The organism is Streptacidiphilus sp. EB103A, from assembly GCF_041261405.1.
Lineage (GTDB): Bacteria > Actinomycetota > Actinomycetes > Streptomycetales > Streptomycetaceae > Streptacidiphilus.
This window is the reverse complement of the sequence record NZ_JBGCAQ010000031.1, coordinates 78,336-99,820: the sequence shown is the minus strand read 5'-3', so window position 1 is coordinate 99,820 and position 21,485 is coordinate 78,336. Positions and strand designations below refer to the sequence as shown.

Sequence of the window (21,485 nt, the reverse complement as noted above, 5' to 3'; positions counted from 1 at the left end):
GGGGTGTGCCCGCAGTGCATTTGACGGTCTAACTGCGGGTGACGCGGGGTTTCCCCCCCCCCAAGCGGGGCGGGGGCGGGCACAGACCCCCCGGCCCCGCCCCGCGCCCGTTGTGGCCTCAAGCCCCGCGCCCTACGCTCACCCCCAAGCAGAACTGACGGTCCATCAGATATCTTGGGGGTCCCCACCATGCGCCTCGGGCTAGCACTCGGCTATTGGGGCGCCGCCCCCTCCCCCGGCTTCCTCGACCTCGCCGTCGAGGCCGAACGCCTCGGCTACCACAGCGTCTGGACGGCGGAGGCCTGGGGCTCCGACGCCTTCACCCCGCTCACCTGGATCGCCGCCCGCACCAGCCGGATCCAACTGGGCACCGGGATCGCGCAGATGGCGGCCCGCACCCCGACCGCGACCGCGATGCACGCGATGACCCTGGACCACCTCTCCGGCGGCCGACTGCTGCTCGGCCTCGGGCTGTCCGGACCGCAGGTCGTCGAGGGCTGGTACGGACGGCCGTTCCCCCGCTCCCCGCTCACCGCCGTCCGGGAGTACGTGGACGTGGTCCGCCAGGTGCTGCGCCGCGAGAAGCCGGTCACCCTGGACGGCGTCTACCATCCGCTCCCCTACCCCGGCCCGGACGGCACCGGCCTCGGCAAGCCGCTGAAGCCGATCCTGCACCCCCTCCGCTCCGACCTGCCGATCCTCCTCGGCGCCGAGGGTCCTAAGAACATCGCCCAGACCGTGCGGATCGCCGACGGCTGGCTGCCGCTCTACTTCTCCCCGGCATCCGAACGAGCCGACCTCTACGCGGACGCACTCGCCCAGGCGCGGCCCGGCTTCACCGTCGCCCCCCTGGTCCATGCCCGGGTCTGCGACGACGTCGCCGACGGCCTGGCGCCGATCCAGGCCATGCTCGGCTTCTACGTCGGCGGGATGGGGGCACGCGGGCGCAACTTCCACGCCGACCTGATGGCCAGAATGGGTTACGAGCCGGAGGCCCGCCGGATCCAGGAACTCTTCCTGGCCGGCCGGCAGGCCGAAGCCGTCGCCACCGTCCCCGCCGCCTTCGCCGACGAGATCTCCCTGGTCGGCCCCCGTGCCCGCATCGCCGACCGGCTGCAGGCCTGGGAGGCGAGCCCGGTCACCGACCTGCTGGTCACCACCCGCGACCCGCTGACCCTGCGCACCCTCGCCGAGCTGGTGCTCTGACGGGTCATCCGCTGAAAGGCCGTCAGTCGAGGGTCAGCCCGTCCAGCCAGAGCGCGACCACCCGGTCGTCACCGATCACCTGAACGTCGTTCCTCCCGTCCGGCAGCCGCTTGTTGACCAGCAGCATCAACTCCTCCGCAGATCCGCGCACGGCGGCATCGCCCTTGGCGTGCCCCTCCTCGTAGACGAAGCCCTCCGGCACCGGAGCGCGCCGCAGCAGCCACTCGCCGGGCACGTCGGTGCAGTGCAGGTGCAGGGTGTCGCCCTCACCGCGCAACAGGCCGCGGTTGGGGAAGGCCCGGGAGGCGGGCGCGACGGCGTTGTGCAGCAGCTCGTCGATGTTGTCGGCGGCCAGTTCGGGGTCGATCGGCCCGGGGCGGCCACTGACCGTCAACTCGGCGTCGATCCGGTGCACCATCGTCTCGTGCGCCATCCGGCGGCCCCACCAACCGGTGCTGTGCTCCCCGGCCCAGCCCCACACCTCCAGCCCGGTGCCGGCCTCGCGCAGCAGCGCGGTCACCGCCAGCGCGCCGCGCAGCAGCCATTCCGCCTGTCCGGCGGGATCGGCGGGGATCTCCGCGTCGGGCAGGGCGTCCCAACCGACCCGTTCCTGCGAGCGGGTGGTGATGATCTGGGTCACCCATCGGTGCACATTGCCCTGGTGGGCACAGAGGTCGGCCAGTTGCCAGTCCGGGCAGCTCGGCACCTGGGCCTTGGGATCCCCCTCGGCCACCGCTGCGGCGAAGCGCCTCGCGTCCGCCTCCACCGATTCCAGGTACCGCTCGTGCCGAAGCAAGGTCATCGCAGGTCACGTCCCCTTCTGGATACTTCTTCCGACTGCCTGGAAGTTAGCATCCGGCCGGGCGGGGCAGGCGTAGGACATGAGTGGACTCATACGTCTGATCGGACTCGCCCTGTACCTAGGGGCGTTGATCCTCGTCATCTGGTTCCTGCTGTACCTCTTCGACGCGAACACCGGCAACACGGTGGTCAACTGGTTCCACGAGGCAGCAGACTGGCTCGCCACCTGGTCCCGCAACATCTTCAACAACAACGGCGTCCACAACAGCAAGCTGCGCGCCCTGCTGATCTTCGGCCTCCCGGCCCTGGTCTACGGAGCCGTCGGCAACGCTCTCGGCCGCACCGGCTCCCGCGAGTAGGCGGGATCCGAGCAGTACTGACGGAGCGTCAGCAGTCCTGCGGCGCGCAGCACTCGTCGGCCAGTCCGGTCGGCAGCCGCGCGCCGCCGAACACCGTCGCGGTGGCCTCGTCCCCGCCCAGGGCCGCCACGGCCAGCAGCAGCGCGCCCGCCGTCCAGGTGGTGCGTTCCTCGGGCCAGACCGCGTCGTCCTCGAAGACATAGCCGGTCCAGTAGCCGCCGTCGGGGTGGCGCAGGTGCTGGATGGACCGGAGTATCTCCACGGCGCGGTCGGACTCGCCGATCGCCCAGAGCGCCAGGGCCAGTTCGGCGCTCTCGCCGCCGGTGACCCAGGGCCGGTCCGAGACGCAGCGGACGCCGAGCCCGGGCACCACGAAGCGGTTCCAGTCACGCTCGATCCGCTCCTCGGCGGCCGCTCCGCGCAGCGCCGTCCCCAGCACCGGGTAGTACCAGTCCATGGAGTAGCGGTCCTTGTCCAGGAACGCCTCCGGATGGGCGGTGACGGCGTGGCCGAGCCGTCCGGCGGCCAACTCCCAGTCGGGCTGCGGCTCTTCCAGGCAGTCGGCGATGGCCAGCGCGCACCGCAGCGCGTGGTGGACGCTGGAGCAGCCGGTGAGCAGCGCCTCGTCGGGAGCGCTGCCGTCCTCCTCGCGGCGCCAGGCGACGGTTCCGTCGGGCCGTTGCAGGGTCAGTACGAACTCGACCGCGCGGACGACCGTGGGCCAGACCTCCTCCAGGAAGGTGTCGTCGCCGGTGGCCAGGTGGTGGTGCCAGATGCCGACGGCGATGTAGGCGCAGAAGTTGGACTCCCGGTTCCGGTCCGTCACCGCCCCGTCCGTGTAGGCGGAGTACCAGGAGCCGTCCGGGTTCTGATGCCTCATCAGCCATCGGTAGGCGGCCTCGGCTGCGGCGTGTTCGCCCGCGACGTCCAGGGCCATGGCGGCCTCGGTGTGGTCCCAGGGGTCGAGGTGGCCCCCGGCGAACCAGGGAATTCCGCCGTCGGCGCACTGGTCGGCGAGGATGCTGCGGACGGTGGCGGCGGCCTGCTCGGCGTCCAGCACGCCCGGCAGGACCAGGACGTCCGGGACGGCGACGGGCCCGGGCCCGGTGCCCGCCGTCACCCGAGCTCCAACGAGAGCGAGAGCGCGGCGGCGTGGGGCTTGGTCGCATAGGCGACGAAGCTCTTGCCGATCAGCGGGTTCAGGGCGCTCTCGGCGGCCCGGGTGAGCCTGCTGATCACCGGGGTGCCGACGATGTCCCAGACCAGCAGCTGGTGGTAGGCGCGGACCGGCAGCGCCTTGTCGTTGTCCACGCCGACCGCGCACTTGATCCACCAGTACGGAGAGTGCAGCGCATGGGCGTGGTGCTGCCCGTAGGGCTGAAGGCCGGCCTCGCGCATCTTCCCGACCAGCTCGTCGCCGCGGTAGATGCGGATATGGCCGCCCTCGACCTCGTGGTAGGCGTCCGAGAGCGCCCAGCAGACCTGCTCGGGGAGCCAGCGGGGCACGGTGATCGCGATGGAGCCGCCGGGCTTGAGCACGCGGACCATCTCGGCGAGCACGCCCTTGTCGTCCGGGATGTGCTCCATCACCTCGGAGATGATGACCTTGTCGAAGCTGTCGTCGGGGAAGGGCAGCGCCAGCGCGTCCCCCTCCATCGCCACGGCCGAGGCGCCGGCCGGTGCCTCGCCCTCCTGCTCCATGGCCGAGAACCAGCGCTGGACCTCGCGGATCTCCTCCGCGTTGCGGTCCAGGGCGACGACGCGGCCGCCGCGCCGGTAGACCTCGAAGGCGTGCCGGCCGCCACCACAGCCGAGGTCGAGCACCCGGTCGCCGGGGGCGATCGGGAAGCGGGAGAAGTCGACGGTCAGCACGGTCGCGGTGCTCCATTCGCGTCGTCGACGCCGACCGCGTCGGGCGGCCGGGCGTCAGTCACGTGGGAAGGTCAGGACGGGAAGTCAGGACGGGGGTGATGGCGGTAGCGGTGGCGGATCCGCTGCCGAGGCGCGGCTCCTGCTGCGGACTAGACGTACCTCCACCCGTCGCCGGCCCGGGCGCGCTGCCCGGCCCCGGTGGCGATGGCCTCGCGGTAGCGCTCCGCGGTGAGCTCGGCGGCGCGCTCCCAGGTGAACCGGGCCAGCACCCGCTCGCGTCCCGCGGCTCCGATCCGGGCGCGGAGCCCGGCGTCGTCCAGCAGCCGGCCCAGCGCCACCGCGAGCGCTCCGGCGTCGCCGGGCGGCACGGCCAGACAGGTCTCGCCGTCGGCGCCGGCCACCTCGGGGATCGCACCGCCGGTGGTGGCGACCAGCGGCGTGCCGGTGGCCATGGCCTCGGCTGCCGGCAGCGAGAAGCCCTCGTACAGGGACGGGACGCAGGCGACCTCCGCGCTGCGCACCAGGTCGACGAACTCCTGGTCGTCGATGCCGCCGCGGAACTCCACGGCGCCCTCCAGTCCGAGCCTGCGGATCGCGTCGGCCACCGGGCCGTCCTCCCGCCGTCTGCCGACCACGACCAGATGCGCCTCACGCTCGGTGCGGACCTTGGCCAGCGCCTCGACCAGATGTATCAGGCCCTTGAGCGGGACGTCCGCGCTGGAGGTGGTGACGATGCGCCCCGGCACCACGGGCACGGACGCGTCCGGCGACCAGAGCCGGACGTCGGCGCCGATCGGCACCACATGGACCCGCTCGGGACGCACGCCCAGGTGCTCGCTGATCTCACGGCCCGAACTCTGCGAGACCGTCAGGATCGACTCCAGCCGCTGGGCGACCCGCCGCTGCATCCGGGTGAAGCCGTACCAGCGGCGCACCGAGAGCTGCTTGAGCAGGCCCTCGGCGGCGGCGAGGTCCAACTCGCGGTCGACCGTGACCGGGTGGTGGACCGTCGTCACCAGCGGGAAGCCGATCCGCTCCAGGCCGAGCAGGCCGTAGCCGAGGGTCTGGTTGTCGTGGACGACGTCGTAGCGGCCGCGGTGCCGGGCCAGGTGGCGACGGGCCCGCATGCTGAACGTCAGCGGCTCGGGGAAGCCGCCGGTGCGCATGGTCGCGTACTCGACCACGTCGGCGAGACCGCGGTACTCGCCGAGCCGGGGATTGCGGAAGGGGTCGGGCTGCCGGTAGAGGTCCAAGCCGGCGATCTCGGTGAAGGAGAGCCTGCCGGGCCCCTCCACCTCGTCCAGCAACGGGTACGGCTGGCCACCGAGCACCTCGACGTCATGGCCGAGACGGGCCAGCTCCCGGGAGAGGTGACGGACGTAGACGCCCTGTCCGCCACAGAAGGGGTTGCCCTTGTAGGAGAGCAACGCGATCCGCAGCGGCCGGTCAGCGGGCGCGAGGCCTCGCACGGCACTGGTCACCTTGGATTCTTCTCCTCTGTCAACGGCTGCCTCGGTCAGGGTAATCTAGAACACGTTCCAATGATGCAGCGTATGGAGTCCCTGAGATTACCGGCCCGTAGCTATCCGCTTCGGGGCAGGGCTGGTGATTCGCGCCACCCGTGGTGTCTGCGCCATCATTCGGAGCGCCGGGAGAACGCCACGAGACGGAACCACACCAGACGGGGTGAGCGACCTGACCACCAATCCCAGGCCGCCGGCCGCGCCGCCGCTGACCGAGCGGCAGGAGGCCCGCCGCCGCCGGATCCTGCACACGGCCGCCCAGCTCGCCTCCCGCGGGGGCTTCGACGCCGTCCAGATGCGCGAGGTCGCCGAGAGCTCCGGCGTCGCCCTGGGCACGCTCTACCGCTACTTCCCCTCCAAGGTGCACCTGCTGGTCGCGACCATGCAGGACCAGCTCCAGCTGATGCAGTCCCAGCTGCGCAAGCACCCGCCCTCGGCCACCGAGCCGGGAGCCAGAGTGGCCGAAACCCTGATGGGCACCTTCCGCGGGCTGCAGCGCGAGCCGCAGTTGGCCGAGGCCATGGTGCGGGCGCTGACCTTCGCGGACCGCTCGGTGAGCGCCGAGGTGGACCAGGTCAGCCGGCTCACCGCGGTGCTGATCACCGAGGCGATGGCGCTGGACCACCCGCTGAGCCGCGACCAGCTGGCCGCGGTCCGGGTGATCGAGCACACGTGGCACTCCGCGCTGGTCACCTGGCTCAGTGGGCGCGCTTCCATCGCGCAGGTGCGGATCGACCTGGAGACGGCCTGCAAACTCCTTGCCGAGTAGCACCCGTTCTGCATGGTCGGTCGCGCAGTTCCCCGCGCCCCTGGGTAGGTGCAACTCACCCGCTGTGGGTCAGTTGCAGCCCCCCAGGGGCGCGGGGAACTGCGCGACAAGCCACCTACGGTCCGCACCCGAAAATCAGACCGTCAGTCCGGCGGAAACACAGGCTCGCTGCTCCCCGCCAGCCGCAGGCGAATTGCTTCGACCGGACAGCTCTCCGCCGCCGCCAGCAGGGCCTCCGCGGCGTCCGCCTCGTCCTCGACCGGATGCGACTGCCGCGCCCCGTCCAGTCGGAAGCCGTCCGGCGCGGAGGCGACGCAGAGCCCGGAGCCGATGCACACCGACCGGTCCACCTCCACCTGCCAGCGGTCCCCCATCAGCCCTCCCCGCCCTGTCCGCCCTGCGCGGCGACCGCGGTGTACCCCTGCGGGAGATGGATCGTCTTGGCCTCCAGATAGGAGTCCAGCCCCTCCGGGCCGAACTCGCGGCCGATCCCGGACTGCTTGTAGCCGCCGAACGGACCCTTGAAGTCCAGGCTGAAGGTGTTCACCGAGAACGTCCCGGTACGAATCTGCCGGGCCACCTCGATGCCGTGCTCGACGTCCGCGCACCAGACCGAGCCCGACAGCCCGTAGTCGGAGTCATTGGCGATCCGCAGTGCGTCCGCCTCGTCCTCGTACGGGATCAGACAGACGACCGGGCCGAATATCTCCTCGCGGGCGACCCGCATCCGGTTGTCGACACCGCCGAGCAGGGTCGGCTCGACGTACCAGCCCTTCGGCTGCGCCGCGGGCACCCCGCCGCCGGTGAGGACCTTGGCGCCCTCCTCCTGGCCGATCCGGATGTAGTCCAGGTTCCGCTGCTGCTGACGGCGGGTCACCAGCGGACCGAGCTGGGTGGACTCGGCCAGCGGGTCGCCGACCACCAGCGCGTCCACTGCGGCGACCAGCTGCTCGGCGATCTCGTCGTAGCGGGCCCTGGGGGCGAGGATGCGGGTCTGCGCCACGCACGCCTGGCCGTTGTTCATGTAGGCCGAACCCATCAGGCTGGCGACGGCGGCCGGGACGTCGGCGTCCGGCAGCAGGATGGCGGCCGACTTGCCGCCCAGCTCCAGGGTGACCCGGGTGAGGTTGCGCGAGGCGACCTCCATGATCCGCTTGCCGGCCGCGACCGAGCCGGTGAAGGAGACCTTGTCGACGCCCTGATGCCCCACCAGGTACTCGCTGACCTCGCGGTCGGCAGGCAGGATGCTGAGCACCCCCTCCGGCAGCCCGGCCTCGCGGACGATCTCGGCGAGGATGTAGGAGTCCAGCGGGGTCTCCGGCGAGGGCTTGAGGATCACCGTGCAGCCCGCGATCAGCGCCGGGGCCAGCTTGGCGGCGGCCACGAACTGCGGCACGTTCCACGGGACCACGGCGGCGACCACGCCGACCGGCTCGCGACGCACCAGGATCGGCCCGAGCACGCCGGACCGGTGCTCCTCGAAGGAGAAGTCCCTGGCGGTGGCGATGGCGGCGTCCCAGATCATCATCGGGCCGTAGGCCTGGGCCAGAATGCTCCAGGAGTACGGGGAGCCGTTCTCCGAGCTGATCACCCGGGCGATCTCGTCCGCCCGCGCTGCGATGCCGTCCTTGATCCGCTCCGCGACCGCCAGGCGCTCGGCCAGCGGCAGCCTGGGCCAGGGACCCTCGTCGAAGGCCTTCCGGGCGGCCGCGACGGCCCGGTCGACATCCTCACGCGAGGCGTGCGGCACCCGGCCGATGACCTCCTCGGTGTGCGGGGAGACCACCTCGATGACGTCACGCCCGGCGGGGGCGACCAGCTCGCCGCCGATGAAGAGTTCGCCGTACTCCACTACCTCGGCCATGCCGTCCTCCGGATCGACGATCACCGCAACGTCGGATGTTCTGACGCCCCGTCACTTATGGCGGTTGATAGAACTGATATCAGTTCTACTTATTGAGGGCAACGGTCGTGCAGTAGGCTGCCCAACTAGTTGCGTTATACATAGAACACGTTCTATACAGCTGGCCCGGAGAGGACGGCAGCATGCCCCCCACGGAGAAGGCCCCGCCCCCGCCGACCCAGGACCTCGGCGGCGGGGTGTGGAGCATCACCGTCCCCATCCCTGACAACCCGCTCCGCTACACCCTGGTCTACCTGCTGGAGAGCGACCGCGGCCCGGTCCTGGTCGACACCGGCTGGGACGACCCCACCGGCCGCGAGGCCCTCTCCGCGGGCCTCGCCGCGGCCGGCCACGCCCTCTCCGACGTCCACGGCGTGCTGGTCACCCACCACCACCCGGACCACCACGGCCTCTCCGGCCACGTCCGCGAGCAGTCCGGTGCATGGATCGGCATGCACGCCGCCGAGACCGCTATCGTCCGGGCGCTGCACAGCAACAGCTCCGGCCGCTGGATCGGCCGGATGGCCGAGCTGATGCGCGGCTCGGGCGTCCCCCAGGAACACCTCGACGGCCTCGGCCACTTCGGCAGTTCCGGAGCGCCGCTCGCGGACACCCTCCCCGACCGGGAGCTGGTGCACGGCGAACCGGCCGGGGTGCCCGGACGCGGACTCCGGGTCATGTGGACCCCCGGCCACACACCGGGGCACGTCTGCCTCTACCTGGACGAACCGGGCCGGCCCACCCGGCTGCTCTCCGGCGACCACCTGCTGCCCACCATCAGCCCGGTCGTCAGCCTGTATCCCGAAAACCCCGGCGACGAGCCCGCCGACCCCCTCGGTGACTTCCTCGACTCCCTGGAACGGATCGCGGCGCTCGCACCCCAGGAAGTCCTGCCCGCACACCAGCACCGCTTCGCGGACGCACCCGGACGCGTCCGCGACCTGCTGGACCACCACGCCGTCCGGCTGGCCGACCTGCACACCCAACTCAAGCACGAGCCACTGACACTCTGGGAGTGCGCCCAGCGGATGCACTGGAACCGCCCCTGGGAGGAGCTCAACTTCGTCGCCCGCCACCTGGCCCTCTCCGAGGCGGCGGCACATGTCCGACGGCTGGTGAAGACCGGCCTGGCGGAGGAGAACGGCTCCGGCGAACCGCAGCGCTTCGTCGCCACGGAGTGACACGGACAGGGTGACGACGGAACGAGCTGCACGGTCCGGATACAGTGACGGCACAACCTGAGCCCGCTCGATCCGCTGTATCGAACACCCGTCAGGAGGCGAGCGGCGCCGTCGAGGTCTACGGTCGCCAACCGCTCCCCGAAAGGCACCACCCATGCTCACCGCCGCCGTCCGCACCGGTACGGCCGTACCCGCACTCGCCGCCCTGACCGGCCCGATCAGCTGCATCAGTGACATCAGCTCCAACCGGAACAGGCGGCAGGCATGAGAACACGCCGTACCGGTGCGGTGGCCGGCCTGCTCGCCGCCGCGCTCCTCCTGGTCCTGACAACGGTGACCCCGGCCTCCGCCAGCAGCTACCGCTACTGGTCGTTCTGGCAGGGCTCCGCCAGCGTCTGGAGCCTCCAGCAGTCGGCTCCGAACACCAACCGGCCGGCCGACGGCTCGGTCGACGGCTGGCGCTTCGGCATCAGCGTCGACAGCGCCGGCGCGGCCAAGCCGGGCACGGCGCCCGACTTCGCCACGGCCTGTGCCGACACCCCTGCGGTCAGCGGCAAGAAGCGGGTCGCCGTGGTGATCGACTACGGCGTCGCCGGCGACGTCCCGGCCGGCTCCACCCTCCCGCACCCCACCTCGTTCACCGCCTGCGCCGTCCTCCCGGCCGACGCCACCTCGGCCCAGCTCCTGGCCCAGGTCGCACCCCCGCTGCGGTACGACAGCAACGGGAACCTGTGCGCCGTCGGCGGCTACCCGACCACCGGCTGCGGCGTGGTCGTCACCGGCACAGCCGCCGGCGGCACGACCACTGCTGCACCCAACGCCACCAGCAAGGCCGCCCCCTCCAAGTCCTCCAAGACCGCCGGCTGGATCATCGGCGCCGTACTCCTCGCCGCCCTCGCCGGAGCCGGCTACTGGCAAACCCGCCGCCGCAGACCGCAGTAGCCCAGCCGCCCGAGCAGGAGAGCCGAGCCCACGACGCGAGCGGCTCCGCCGCGCGACAAGCCCGGGGGCGGGCCGCTCTGGCGCGGAGCGTTTAGCGGTGGGCGGGGGCAACGCCCCACGCCTGCAACGGCAACGCAGGCGCAGCGAGTTGGCCGCCGCGCGACAAGGGCAGGGGGTGGGGCCACTCTGGCGCGGAGCGTTTGGCGGGGGAAGGGGCGGCGCTCCACGCTTGCAACGGCAGCGTGTGGTGGGGCGAGTTGGCCGCCGTCTCCCGGGCTCGCGCCCGGACCGAAGCGGCTCCGCCGCGCAACTGGGGCCGGGGGCGGCCCGGGTCCGGCGCGGAGCGTGCGGCGGGGGCGCGAGGCGGGGCGAGTTCACCGATTTTGGGTCACTCGACCTACTTTGGGTCACTCTTTCGACGCCATATCGGACATAGCGGGCAGAAATCGTCGGACGAGTGACCCCAAAGTAGGTCGAGTGACCCGAAAAGCCCGCCCCCTGGGCGAACCGGGGTCACTTTCGGGACAAGGTGTCACTTGATCATGACGTTATGCCCGATTTGTTCCGTTATTCGTGTACCAAAAGTGACCCGGTGTACGAAAAGTGACCCCGGTTCAGCCAAAGGACACGGAAGGAGCCTTTCTGCAACCCCGGCACCGGCGCGCCACCCGGCAACGCACGCCCCACCACCCCCTCCCCTCCGCGCAGTTGGCCGCGAGCGACAGCGAGCCACCCCAGCCCGGGACCAACCGGCGTGCCCCACGGAGGCGACGGACGGCCAGCGGGAGCGAACGCGCACGTCAGAGACGGCGTCGGGACGGGGGCTCGGCCGCGAGGCACATTCCGTGCGGCTCCGCAGGCCGCCTCCCTATGATCACCGAACGGCCGACGCGACCGCTTCCCTGAACGGCATCACCATCAGCCGCACCGACCTCGGGGACCGCGACTCCCCCGCGCTCCTCCTCGTCCACGATCACCCGTTCGACCGCTCCATGTGGGGGCCGCAGAAGGGCCCGGCCAAGGCGGCCGCTTCCCGATAGCCGCCGACATCCGCCCACAACCACCGACAACCACCAACAGCCACCGGCAGCCGCCCCGCCCCACCTCGCCCCAACTCCTCAGATCCGCTGCAGGATCGTCCCCGTCGCCAGCGCGCCGCCCGCGCACATGGTGACCAGGGCGAACTCCTTCCCCGTGCGCTCCAGTTCGTGCAGTGCCGTGGTGATCAGCCGGGCGCCGGTCGAGCCCACCGGGTGGCCCAGGGCGATGGCGCCGCCGTTGACGTTGACCTTGTCCATGTCGGCCTCCATCACCTGGGCCCAGGACAGCACCACCGACGCGAAGGCCTCGTTGATCTCCACCACGTCGATGTCGGAGAGCTTCATCCCCGCCTTACCGAGGACCGCCCTGGTCGCGTCGATCGGGCCGTCCAGGTGGTAGTGCGGGTCAGTGCCGACGACCGCCTGGGCGACGATGCGGGCGCGCGGGGTGAGCCCCAGCGCCCTCGCCGCGCGCCGGGACGCCCACATCACCGCGGCCGAACCGTCGGAGATCTGCGAGGACGTGCCGGCCGTGTGCATGGCCGTGGGGAGCACCGGGCGCAGCCCGGCCAGCGCCTCCAGCGAGGTGTCCCGCAGGCCCTCGTCCCGGTCGAACAGCCGCCACATGCCCTGTCCGGCGAGCTGTTCGGCCTCCGTGGTCGGGACCTGGACGGCGTACGTCTCGCGCTTGAACCGCTCCTCGGCCCAGGCGTTGGCGGCGCGCTGCTGGGAGGCCACGCCGAACCGGTCCAGGTCGCTGCGGCTGAGCCCGCGCCGCCGCGCGATCCGCTCGGCAGCCTCGAACTGGTTGGGCAGGTCGACGTTCCACTCCTCCGGGAACGGCCGTCCGGGCCCGTGCGCGGAGGCAGCGCCGAGCGGCACCCGGGTCATGGACTCGACGCCGCAGGCGATGCCGACGTCGATGACGCCGGCCGCGACCATGTTGGCGACCATGTGGTTGGCCTGCTGCGAGGAGCCGCACTGGCAGTCGACCGTGGTGGCGGCGACCTCGTACGGCAGGCCCATCGCGAGCCAGGCGGTGCGGGCGGGGTTCATCGACTGTTCGCCGGCGTGGGTGACCGTCCCGCTGACGATCTGCTCGACGACGTCCGGCTGCACACCCGTGCGGGCGAGCAGCTCCCTGAAGGTCTCCCCGAGCAGATAGCCGGGGTGGAGGTTGGCGAGGGCTCCGCCTCGCTTACCGATGGGGGTGCGCACTGCTTCGACGATGACGGGTTCAGCGGCCATGACTCGCCCTCCGGAAGCTCCGGCGTCCGCGGGACGTCGAAGAGAACTGATACGCGTTCTAGTTCTGGCCCCCTTTGTATTCGCCGCGAGCACTGTCACGCAAGGCTCTTGCGCGGACTGGAACCCGTTACTACGGTCTAGAGGAGATCTGACACACCGTCAGCTAATCCAGCGGCTGACCCGCGGCTGACCGTCGGTAGCTTTGGAGGCCCCCATGACCTGCCCGGTCCTGCCCGACGGCTTCGACTTCACCGATCCCGAGCTCAACCAGCAACGCGTCCCGCTGCCCGAGTTCGCCCTGCTCCGCGGCACCACCCCGGTGCACTGGATCGCCCAGCCGCACGGCACCACCGGCTTTGACGACGGGGGCTACTGGGCCGTCACCCGGCACGCCGACGTCAAGGAGGTGTCGGTCCACCCGGAGACCTTCTCCTCCTACACCAACACCGCGATCATCCGCTTCAACCCGGAGATCACCCAGGACGGCTTCGAGGGCCAGAAGCTGATCATGCTCAACATGGACCCGCCCGAGCACACCCGTCTGCGCCAGATCGTCCAGCGCGGCTTCACGCCGCGCGCCATCAACGCCATGCAGCAGGCGCTGCGCGACCGGGCCGAGCGCATCGTCGCCTCCGCGCTCAAGGAGGGCACCGGCGACTTCGTCCGCGACATCGCCTGCGAACTGCCGCTCCAGGCGATCGCCGAGCTGCTCGGGATACCGCAGCAGGACCGGGCCAGGATCTTCGACTGGACCAACAAGATGGTCGCCTACGACGACCCGGAGCTGGCCGTCACCCAGGACGTAGGCATGCAGTCCGCGTTCGAGCTGATGATGTACGCGATGGGCATCGCCGAGGAGCGCAAGGGCTGCCCCGCCCACGACATCGTCACCCAGCTGGTCAGCGCCGAGGGGCAGGGCAACCTCAGCTCGGACGAGTTCGGCTTCTTCGTGCTGCTGCTGGCCGTCGCCGGCAACGAGACCACCCGCAACGCCACCAGCCACGGGATGCACGCCCTGCTCAGCCACCCCGAGCAGTGGGAGCTCTACAAGGAGCGCCGCCCGCAGACGGCCGCCGACGAGATCGTCCGCTGGGCCACCCCGGTGATGTCCTTCCAGCGCACCGCGACTCAGGACACCGAGCTCGGCGGCGTCGCCATCACCGCAGGTCAGCGCGTTGGCATCTTCTACAGCTCGGCCAACAACGACCCCGGGGTCTTCGACCGCCCCGAGCGGTTCGACATCCTCCGCGACCCCAACCCGCACCTCGGGTTCGGCGGCGGCGGTCCGCACTTCTGCCTGGGCGCGAACCTGGCCCGGCTGGAACTGGACCTGATCTTCAACGCCATCGCCGACACCGTCCCCTCGATCCGGCTGACCGGCGAGCCCCGCCGGCTGCGCTCGGCCTGGCTCAACGGCGTGAAGGAACTCCCGGTCCAGTACGCGTAGCCAGGACCTCGGCTGCGGACTGTAGCTGGCCGGTCGCGCAGTTCCCCCGCGCCCCTGACTGGCTGCAAGCGGGCCAGTTGCAGACCCCAGGGGCGCGGGGCTCTGCTTGATCAACGGCGCGCGCGACCGGCCACGTACGGTCCGCGGCCGAAGAACGTCGCGCTACCCCGTTCGGCCTCCAGCGCAGGCATCCCCGCCGCTCTGCTGAAAACCTGATGGTCAGTCCATTCCATCAGGCAGACAGCGGAGACAGCGGAGGGTCGATGACCCAGCAGCAGGCGACCGCAGAGGCACCGGACACCGAACGGAACGAGGAGGGCTCCGGACGACGGGTCAGGCTGGTCTTCCTCGGCGTCATGCTGGGCATGTTCCTGGCCGCCCTCGACCAGACCATCGTCTCCACCGCGCTGCCCACCATCGTCGGCGACCTCGGCGGGGCCAACCACCTCTCCTGGGTGGTCACCTCCTACCTGCTCGCCGCCACCGCCACCACTCCGCTGTGGGGCAAGCTCGGCGACCTCTTCGGCCGCAAGCACGTCTTCATCATCTGCATCGTCATCTTCCTGATCGGCTCGGCCCTCTGCGGCGTGTCGCAGAACATGCTCCAGCTGATCGCCTTCCGCGCTCTGCAGGGCCTGGGCGGCGGCGGGCTGATGGTGCTGGCCATGGCGGTGATCGCGGACGTCGTGCCGCCCCGCGACCGGGGCCGCTACCAGGGCGTGATCGGCGCCGTCTTCGGTGTCTCCTCCGTGGTCGGACCGCTGCTCGGCGGCTTCCTGGTGGACAACCTCAACTGGCGCTGGGTCTTCTACGTCAACCTGCCGGTCGGCGTCGTAGCGCTGTTCGTGATCGCGACCGCCCTCAAGGCCAAGAACCCGGACGTCCGCCCGAAGATCGACTACCTGGGCACCTTCCTCCTTGCCGCCGCCTCCACCTGCCTGGTGCTGATCACCAGCCTCGGCGGCACCACCTGGTCCTGGAACTCGGTCGAGGTGTGGGGCTGCGCCTTCGGCGCGGCCCTGCTGATCTTCGCCTTCGTCGTGGTGGAGCAGCGGGTGGACGAGCCGGTGCTGCCGCTGCGGCTGTTCCGCAACCCGGTCTTCACGGTCTGCTCGGGCATGGGCTTCGTCATCGGCCTGTGCATGTTCGGCGCCCTCTCCTACATCCCGCTGTACATGCAGGTGGTCAACGGCAACTCGCCGACCGTCTCCGGGCTGCGGCTGCTGCCGATGATGGCGGGCCTGCTGATCACCTCGATCGGCACCGGCCAGCTGATCAGCAGGACCGGCAAGTACAAGATCTACCCGATCATCGGCACCGCGCTGACCGCGATCTCCCTGGTGCTGCTGGCCCAGGTGGACGACACCACCAGCGACACCGTCATGGGTGCCTACATGCTGCTGCTCGGCCTGGGGCTCGGCCTGGTGATGCAGGTGCTGATCATCGCGGTGCAGAACGCCTCGGACTTCTCCGACCTGGGCACCGCGACCTCCGGGGTCACCTACTTCCGCTCCATCGGCGGCTCCTTCGGCGCGTCCATCTTCGGCACGGTCCTGAACAACCAGCTGAACCACAAAATCAGCACGGCCCAGGCGAACGGCACCCTGTCAGCGCAGTTCCCGCTGAAGGAGGTGCTGGCCAATCCGACCATCGTGCGCAAGGCCCCGGCCGCACAGCAGCCGCTGCTGGAGCCGTTCCTGCACATCTACGCGATCTCGTTGCAGACGGTCTACCTGGTGGCGGCCGCGATCGCGGTGATCGCCTTCCTGCTCTCGCTGTTCCTGCGCGAGGTGCCGCTGCGCACCTCGACCCGCACGTCGCAGCAGGGCGAGGCGGCCGGCCCGCCGACCTTCCGCACCTCGGCCGAGGAGATCGAGGGCATGGTCACCCGACTCTCCAGCCGGGAGAACGTATGGGAGCGCTACGGCCGGGCCATCGAGAGATCCGGCATCGACATCAGCGTGCCCGCGGCCTACGGGCTGTTCCGGCTGCACCGCGCCGGTCCGGTGACGCTGGATGAGATCTGCCGCCGCAACAAGTTCAGCCCGGACGAGATCCGGCCCAAGCTGGCGGCGATGGAGCAGGCCGGCCGGATCCACACGGACGCGGACAACATGATCCGGCTGACCCCGCGTGGCGAGGAGATCGTCGCCAGGCTGAGCGAGGCGCGGCTGGCCCTGCTCAACGAGAAGCTGGACGGCTGGTCCCCGGAGCAGCACGCCGACCTGGTGGCGATGCTCAGGGTGCTGGCGGACAACTCGATGGACGCCCCGGGGCGGGTGATGAACTGACGGCGCCGACGTACCCCCGGTCCTCGCTCCGCCCGCTGTTCCCCCCTGGACACTGCTGCCACTCTGAACTGATGTCCTGCATAATCGTCCCCTGTTCGACTAGGCACAGGGGAGCTGATGGTGGGACAGATCTGCGGCAGATGCGGCCTGGCGCTTTCGAGCGGCGGCTGCGGCTGCCGTCCGGACGACGCCGAAACGGCGGTGCTGCCGGTGATCGGCGGCCCCGAACTGGTCCGTCCGTACGTCCACCCGGCGGACGACTCCGGCCCGGTCGACCCGGCCGAAGCCGCGAACGAACCGCTGCTCCCGGCCGCCCGCTACCTCCCGGCCACCGCGCGGCTGCCGGAACAGCGCAATGCCCTGCCAGTGCTGCGCGGTACCGCGCCGCCGCCGGCCGTCCGGCACCGCGGCCTGCCCCGGCCGGCAGGCCGACGCAGGCGGCGCGGCCTGCTGATCGCTGCGGGCACGCTGGCAGTGGCCGGGCTCGGCACCGTGGCGGCGGCGCTCCCGCAGATGTTCAACAGCGGTCCCACGGACCAGTCGCTGCCCGCGCCCGGGGTGACCGTGGCGATGGCCTCCTCGGGTCCGGACGGCGGGACGCCCGCCCCGGCGACCACTGCCACGACCGGCACCACCTCGTCGTCGGCCGCGTCCGCCGCCGCGACCAGGCGTGCCGCGGCGGCGCGGACCTCCGCCGGCGCCCGACCGACCCCGAGCGCGTCGCGTACGCCCTCACCCTCGCCGAGCAGCAGCCGTCCCTCGACGAGCGCCACACCCAGCAGCACGTCATCGGCCTCCGTCGCCGCGTCCGCCTCCGCCGCCGTGGCCACCGCCTCGACCACCCTCCGGCTGGGCGACACCGGCACGGCCGTGGCCACGCTCCAGTCGCAACTGCGCGCCCTGTGGGTCGATTCGAGCCTCACGGCCGACGGCATCTACGACGCCCGTACCGAGCACGATGTGGCGACGTTTCAGATCTGGTTCAACGTCCAGGGCGATCCCAGCGGCGTGTACGGGCCGAACTCCCAGGCCAAGATGGCCCAGCAGATGCAGGCCCAGAACCAGTGACGTCAGAACCAGTGACGTCGGACGAATGACGTCGGACGAATGACGTCGGACGAGGCGGCAGTCACCCGCTGACCGCGCCGAAGAGGCTGAAGCCCGCCATCACGATCATGATCACGGCCGCGACCCTGGTGATCACCCGTAGCGGTACGTGCTTCATCAGCTTCTGACCGCCCACGATCGCGATCGCCGCCACCGCGCACAGCCCCAGCCAGGACCCCAGGAACACCGACAGCGGGTCCGCGTACTTCGCGGCCAGGTTGGCGGTGGTGATCTGGGTCAGGTCGCCGAACTCGGCGATCAGCACCATCAGGAAGCCTGCCCCGGCCACCCGCCAGAACCCGGTCGATCCGGGCTCCCTCACCGACTCGTCGTCCTCGTCCTCCTCCTTCTGCAACAGCAGCATCAGTGCGCCGCCGAGGAACATCAGGCCGACGACCAACTCCACCCAGCGGTGCGGCAGCAGGGTCAGCAGACTGCCGGCCGCGACGGCCAGAGCGGCATGCACCGCGAATGCGGCGGCGATTCCGGCGAAGACGTAGCCGGCGCGGTAGCGGGTGCCCAGAACCAGACTGGCCAGGGCCGTCTTGTCGGGCAGTTCGGCGAGGAAGATGATGCCGAACGTGATCGCGATGATGGTGATGTTCACGTGGTGAGCGTCCTTGGGAGGTCATGAGCGCTGCCCTGGCTTCATGATCCGTTCCCGGATGCGCTTCGGCCCGGCAGAACTCGGGGCCGAAGTACGTCGACGCGCGACGACGACGTACAACCTGGAGTGACTGCGCGGCCGAAGGTCTCACCAGCACCGTTGAACGGTGCCCCGGGCGCCGGGCGGCCCGCGTGTCGCGCGAGCTGCCGGTATGTCGACGGTCCGGTAGGGGGCTACTCCCCTTCGATCAGCCATAAGCGTACCCGACACTCCCGGCTGCCTGACGCCCTCGACAATCGATGCCCCCAAGGGTGAGGCTGAGGGTATGGAGTACACCTCACTCGGCCGTACCGGCCTGTCCGTGTCCCGACTGTGCCTCGGCACGATGAACTTCGGCCCGCTGACCACGGAGGCCGACGCTCACCACATCATGGATGCCGCCCACCGGGACGGCATCAACTTCTTCGACACCGCCAACGTCTACGGATGGGGCGAGAACAAGGGCCGCACCGAGGAGATCGTCGGTACCTGGTTCGCGCAGGGCGGCGGCCGCCGGGAGCGGACCGTCCTGGCGACCAAGCTCTACGGCAGCATGTCCGCCGACGACGCGAACAAGTGGCCCAACGAGGACAAGCTGTCCGCGCTGAACATCCGCCGGGCCGTGGACGCCAGCCTCAAGCGGCTGCAGACCGACTACATCGACCTCTACCAGATGCACCACGTCGACCGGGCGACCCCCTGGGAGGAGATCTGGCAGGCGATGGAGGTGCTGACCACCCAGGGCAAGATCCTCTACGTGGGCAGCAGCAACTTCGCCGGCTGGCACATCGCCACCGCGCAGGCCGCCGCCGCCAAGCGCAACTTCCTCGGCCTGGTCGCCGAGCAGTCGCTCTACAACCTGCTGGCGCGCACCGTCGAGCTGGAGGTGCTGCCCTCGGCCGAGTACCACGGCCTCGGCGTCATCCCCTGGTCCCCGCTCCAGGGCGGGCTGCTCGGCGGTGTGCTGCGCAAGGCCGGCGAGGAGGGCGGCCGCAGCGCCGACCGGGCCAAGAAGCTGTCGGCCACCCAGCGCGAGCAGCTCCAGGCGTACGAGGACTTCTGCGACAAGCTCGGCCAGGAGCCCGGCACCGTCGCCCTGGCCTGGCTGCTGCACCAGCCGGCCGTCACCGCTCCGATCGTCGGCCCCCGTACCGCGGGCCAGCTCGACACCGCGCTCAAGGCGCTGGAGGTCGAGCTGGACCAGAGCGACCTGGACCGGCTCGACGAGATCTTCCCGGGCCACCGCCCCGCCCCGGAGGACTACGCCTGGTGACGACACCGGAACCCGTCACAGGAAACCGGTAAGAGCACGCCAGGCCGGTATCAGCACCCGTAAGCGCCGGAGCAGCCCGTATGAGGTCGGCTCCGGCGCTTGCTCCGGCCGCCCACAGCTCGTTGACACCGTGATGACATCTTCTCGTTGATACGATCCCCCACGCCCGCCTACGCCTGTGAGTCGGTGCATCCGACAACCAACGAGGTGGCACGTGCCCCAGCAAGCAAGTCTCAGTCACCCGGTCCGGGCGGAGAGCAGCCCGCGACCAGTCTCGGGGTGGGCGAGAACGGCTGTGTGGGCACTCCCGACCGTGGCGGCGCTCCTGCTCGGGGTGTTCCGCTCGTCCCACCCGGAGCTGTGGCGGGATGAGCTCGCGAGCGTCAGCGCTTCGGGCCGCAGCCTCAGCCAGCTGTTCGACCTGCTGGGCAACACCGACGCGTCGACCGGCTTCTACTACGTGGTGCTGCACTTCTGGACCGCGGTCTTCGGCACGTCGCTGACCATGCTCCGGATGCCCTCGGCGCTGGCGATGGCCGGAGCCGCCGCCTGCGTCGCGATGACCGGTCGGCGCCTCTTCGGACGCTGGGCCGGCCTCGGCGGCGGCCTGCTGTTCGCGCTCATCCCCAGCGTCACCCGGTACGGCCAGGAGGCCCGGGCCTACGCCTTCGTCGTCTGCTCCGTCGCCCTGGCCACGCTGCTGCTGGTGCGGGCCCTCGACGCCGGCAAGGAGCAGGCCGGGAAGGAGCAGGCCGAACAGGGCGTCCGGCCGGCGACCCCGAAGGGCCGCTGGGTGGCGTACGGGGCCTCGCTCGTCCTGGTCGGGCTGTGCCACATCGTCGCGCTGGCCAGCCTGGCCGGGCACGCGGTGCTGTTGCTGCTGCACTGGCGACGGACCCGCTCGCACCGCGCGTTCCGCTGGTGGGCGGGCAGCGTCGTGGTGGCCCTGGGCACCCTGTCACCGCTGGTGGTCCTCGGCCAGTCCGAGGTGGGCGGCCAGCTGTTCTGGCTGAAGCCGCCGGACACCAAGGATCTGACGAACAGCATCACGTCCGTGCTGCAACCGCTGTTCTGCTCCAGCGGCTATCCGGTGCTGTTCGGCGTGCTCAGCGTGTGCGCGCTGCTGCTCTGGGGCCGGCACCGCGACTCGGTGCTCTTCCTGCTGGCGAGCGTGCTCCTGCCGATCACGGCGATCTTCGTGATATCGCTGGTCGGGTCGAACTCCTACTGGCTCGGCCGCTACCTGCTCTTCACGCTCCCCGCCTGGTCCGTGCTGGCCGGCGCCGGGCTGGTCGGCGTCGCGCGGGCAGCCGTCGCGGGCCTGGCGGCGGGTCGGCCGGCCTTCGGAGCCGGCCCAGCCCGACAGCGCGTCCTCGCCGCCGTGACCGCGCTCGGTGTGGCGCTCGCCGTGCTGGCCGGCTACTCGGACCAGGTGGCTGTACGCGCCTACGGCTCGCACAGCTGGTCGAACTACCCGATGGGCTCGGCCGGGGGAGCCTGGGGCTACCAGCCGGCGGCGCAGAGCCTGCTGCACCACGCCCAGGCCGGGGACGGCGTCTACTACGGCGCATCGCACCTCTACATGGTCGGCCCGGGAGTCGAGTACTACCTCAGGGGCCGGCTGCCGCTGAACCAGTTCCTGACCACCGAGACCGAGTTCCAGAACGGCAGCTACGGTCCGACCTACTGTGCGGACCTGGCGTCCTGTGTCGCCAAGGCTCCGGCCCGGGTGTGGCTGCTGATGGGACCGTCCCGGCCCACCGGCGAGGACGCCAAGGTCGAGATCGCCCTGATGACCTCGGGCGCCTACACGGTCAGCGAGACGCACCATGTGTCCGGCATCACCCTGTACCTCCTGGTGCGAAAGAGCTGACACC

General features: G+C 70.8%; 18 protein-coding genes. 10 read left to right on the top strand and 8 right to left on the bottom strand.

Features of this window, described 5'->3' with window-relative positions; all coding sequences use genetic code 11:
- Positions 1-189: 189 nt before the first annotated feature.
- On the top strand, positions 190-1,206 hold the full coding sequence (locus ABH941_RS37640) for an LLM class F420-dependent oxidoreductase (RefSeq protein ID WP_370135386.1): 1,017 nt from the start codon (positions 190-192) through the stop codon (positions 1,204-1,206).
- Between the two features lie 22 nt (positions 1,207-1,228).
- Here the strand turns inward: ABH941_RS37640 and ABH941_RS37635 are convergent, their stop codons facing one another.
- Positions 1,229-2,008 carry a maleylpyruvate isomerase family mycothiol-dependent enzyme gene (locus tag ABH941_RS37635; RefSeq protein WP_370135384.1) on the bottom strand — a complete coding sequence of 260 codons (780 nt, stop codon included), beginning with the start codon at positions 2,006-2,008 and terminating at the stop codon, positions 1,229-1,231.
- 79 nt (positions 2,009-2,087) lie between these two features.
- Here ABH941_RS37635 and ABH941_RS37630 point away from each other — a divergent pair, with 79 nt between their 5' ends.
- The gene (locus ABH941_RS37630; protein ID WP_370135382.1) at positions 2,088-2,366 is read left to right on the top strand and encodes a hypothetical protein; all 279 of its coding nucleotides are present in this window, start codon (positions 2,088-2,090) and stop codon (positions 2,364-2,366) included.
- Positions 2,367-2,394: 28 nt separating this feature from the next.
- On the opposite strand, the gene ABH941_RS37625 is transcribed toward ABH941_RS37630, so the two are convergent.
- From ABH941_RS37625 to ABH941_RS37615, 3 genes are all read right to left on the bottom strand, one after another.
- Positions 2,395-3,486, bottom strand: a complete 1,092-nt coding sequence (locus ABH941_RS37625) for a prenyltransferase/squalene oxidase repeat-containing protein (protein WP_370135379.1) — start codon at positions 3,484-3,486, stop codon at positions 2,395-2,397.
- Entirely contained in the window at positions 3,483-4,238 is a 756-nt protein-coding gene (locus tag ABH941_RS37620) for a class I SAM-dependent methyltransferase (protein ID WP_370135376.1), read from the bottom strand. Before ABH941_RS37620 ends, ABH941_RS37625 begins: the two co-directional genes overlap by 4 nt.
- A 149-nt stretch (positions 4,239-4,387) precedes the next feature.
- Positions 4,388-5,719 (bottom strand): glycosyltransferase family 4 protein, encoded by a 1,332-nt coding sequence (locus ABH941_RS37615; protein ID WP_370135373.1) that lies wholly within the window; start codon positions 5,717-5,719, stop codon positions 4,388-4,390.
- 214 nt (positions 5,720-5,933) lie between these two features.
- Between ABH941_RS37615 and ABH941_RS37610 the strand changes: the two genes are divergently transcribed.
- Positions 5,934-6,530 carry a TetR family transcriptional regulator gene (locus ABH941_RS37610; protein WP_370135394.1) on the top strand — a complete coding sequence of 199 codons (597 nt, stop codon included), beginning with the start codon at positions 5,934-5,936 and terminating at the stop codon, positions 6,528-6,530.
- 143 nt (positions 6,531-6,673) lie between these two features.
- On the opposite strand, the gene ABH941_RS37605 is transcribed toward ABH941_RS37610, so the two are convergent.
- Complete coding sequence (locus ABH941_RS37605) at positions 6,674-6,904, bottom strand: ferredoxin (RefSeq protein ID WP_370135371.1); 231 nt, start codon at positions 6,902-6,904, stop codon at positions 6,674-6,676.
- A complete protein-coding gene (locus tag ABH941_RS37600; RefSeq protein ID WP_370135368.1) occupies positions 6,904-8,394 on the bottom strand; it encodes an aldehyde dehydrogenase in 1,491 nt (496 codons plus the stop codon). The genes ABH941_RS37605 and ABH941_RS37600 overlap by 1 nt, the downstream gene beginning before the upstream one ends.
- 182 nt (positions 8,395-8,576) lie before the next feature.
- Here ABH941_RS37600 and ABH941_RS37595 point away from each other — a divergent pair, with 182 nt between their 5' ends.
- Complete coding sequence (locus tag ABH941_RS37595; protein WP_370135364.1) at positions 8,577-9,614, top strand: MBL fold metallo-hydrolase; 1,038 nt, start codon at positions 8,577-8,579, stop codon at positions 9,612-9,614.
- 264 nt (positions 9,615-9,878) lie between these two features.
- Complete coding sequence (locus tag ABH941_RS37590; protein ID WP_370135361.1) at positions 9,879-10,556, top strand: SCO2322 family protein; 678 nt, start codon at positions 9,879-9,881, stop codon at positions 10,554-10,556.
- Between the two features lie 1,118 nt (positions 10,557-11,674).
- Here ABH941_RS37590 and ABH941_RS37585 read toward each other — a convergent pair.
- Entirely contained in the window at positions 11,675-12,844 is a 1,170-nt protein-coding gene (locus tag ABH941_RS37585) for a steroid 3-ketoacyl-CoA thiolase (RefSeq protein ID WP_370135359.1), read from the bottom strand.
- 214 nt (positions 12,845-13,058) lie between these two features.
- On the opposite strand from ABH941_RS37585, the gene ABH941_RS37580 reads away from it, so the two are divergent.
- From ABH941_RS37580 to ABH941_RS37570, 3 genes are all read left to right on the top strand, one after another.
- Positions 13,059-14,291, top strand: a complete 1,233-nt coding sequence (locus tag ABH941_RS37580) for a cytochrome P450 (RefSeq protein WP_370135357.1) — start codon at positions 13,059-13,061, stop codon at positions 14,289-14,291.
- 263 nt (positions 14,292-14,554) lie between these two features.
- Positions 14,555-16,582: an MFS transporter gene (locus tag ABH941_RS37575; protein WP_370135354.1), complete on the top strand. Its 2,028-nt coding sequence runs from the start codon at positions 14,555-14,557 to the stop codon at positions 16,580-16,582.
- A 117-nt stretch (positions 16,583-16,699) separates the two neighbouring features.
- The gene (locus ABH941_RS37570; RefSeq protein WP_370135351.1) at positions 16,700-17,650 is read left to right on the top strand and encodes a peptidoglycan-binding protein; all 951 of its coding nucleotides are present in this window, start codon (positions 16,700-16,702) and stop codon (positions 17,648-17,650) included.
- Between the two features lie 61 nt (positions 17,651-17,711).
- Here the strand turns inward: ABH941_RS37570 and ABH941_RS37565 are convergent, their stop codons facing one another.
- Positions 17,712-18,296: a TMEM165/GDT1 family protein gene (locus ABH941_RS37565; protein ID WP_370135348.1), complete on the bottom strand. Its 585-nt coding sequence runs from the start codon at positions 18,294-18,296 to the stop codon at positions 17,712-17,714.
- 325 nt (positions 18,297-18,621) lie between these two features.
- Between ABH941_RS37565 and ABH941_RS37560 the strand changes: the two genes are divergently transcribed.
- Together ABH941_RS37560 and ABH941_RS37555 are read left to right on the top strand one after the other, a co-directional pair.
- Positions 18,622-19,608 (top strand): aldo/keto reductase, encoded by a 987-nt coding sequence (locus tag ABH941_RS37560; protein ID WP_370135345.1) that lies wholly within the window; start codon positions 18,622-18,624, stop codon positions 19,606-19,608.
- Positions 19,609-19,921: 313 nt separating this feature from the next.
- On the top strand, positions 19,922-21,481 hold the full coding sequence (locus tag ABH941_RS37555; RefSeq protein WP_370135341.1) for a glycosyltransferase family 39 protein: 1,560 nt from the start codon (positions 19,922-19,924) through the stop codon (positions 21,479-21,481).
- Positions 21,482-21,485: the final 4 nt, after the last annotated feature.

Excerpts from the sequence above, each read along its gene's own strand:
- ABH941_RS37640 (WP_370135386.1), top strand. The coding sequence starts at position 190 with ATGCGCCTCGGGCTAGCACTCGGCTATTGGGGCGCCGCCCCCTCCCCC.
- ABH941_RS37635 (WP_370135384.1), bottom strand. The coding sequence starts at position 2,008 with ATGACCTTGCTTCGGCACGAGCGGTACCTGGAATCGGTGGAGGCGGAC.
- ABH941_RS37630 (WP_370135382.1), top strand. The coding sequence starts at position 2,088 with ATGAGTGGACTCATACGTCTGATCGGACTCGCCCTGTACCTAGGGGCG.
- ABH941_RS37605 (WP_370135371.1), bottom strand. The coding sequence starts at position 6,904 with ATGGGGGACCGCTGGCAGGTGGAGGTGGACCGGTCGGTGTGCATCGGC.
- ABH941_RS37600 (WP_370135368.1), bottom strand. The coding sequence starts at position 8,394 with ATGGCCGAGGTAGTGGAGTACGGCGAACTCTTCATCGGCGGCGAGCTG.
- ABH941_RS37595 (WP_370135364.1), top strand. The coding sequence starts at position 8,577 with ATGCCCCCCACGGAGAAGGCCCCGCCCCCGCCGACCCAGGACCTCGGC.
- ABH941_RS37590 (WP_370135361.1), top strand. The coding sequence starts at position 9,879 with ATGAGAACACGCCGTACCGGTGCGGTGGCCGGCCTGCTCGCCGCCGCG.
- ABH941_RS37585 (WP_370135359.1), bottom strand. The coding sequence starts at position 12,844 with ATGGCCGCTGAACCCGTCATCGTCGAAGCAGTGCGCACCCCCATCGGT.
- ABH941_RS37580 (WP_370135357.1), top strand. The coding sequence starts at position 13,059 with ATGACCTGCCCGGTCCTGCCCGACGGCTTCGACTTCACCGATCCCGAG.
- ABH941_RS37575 (WP_370135354.1), top strand. The coding sequence starts at position 14,555 with ATGACCCAGCAGCAGGCGACCGCAGAGGCACCGGACACCGAACGGAAC.
- ABH941_RS37570 (WP_370135351.1), top strand. The coding sequence starts at position 16,700 with ATGGTGGGACAGATCTGCGGCAGATGCGGCCTGGCGCTTTCGAGCGGC.
- ABH941_RS37560 (WP_370135345.1), top strand. The coding sequence starts at position 18,622 with ATGGAGTACACCTCACTCGGCCGTACCGGCCTGTCCGTGTCCCGACTG.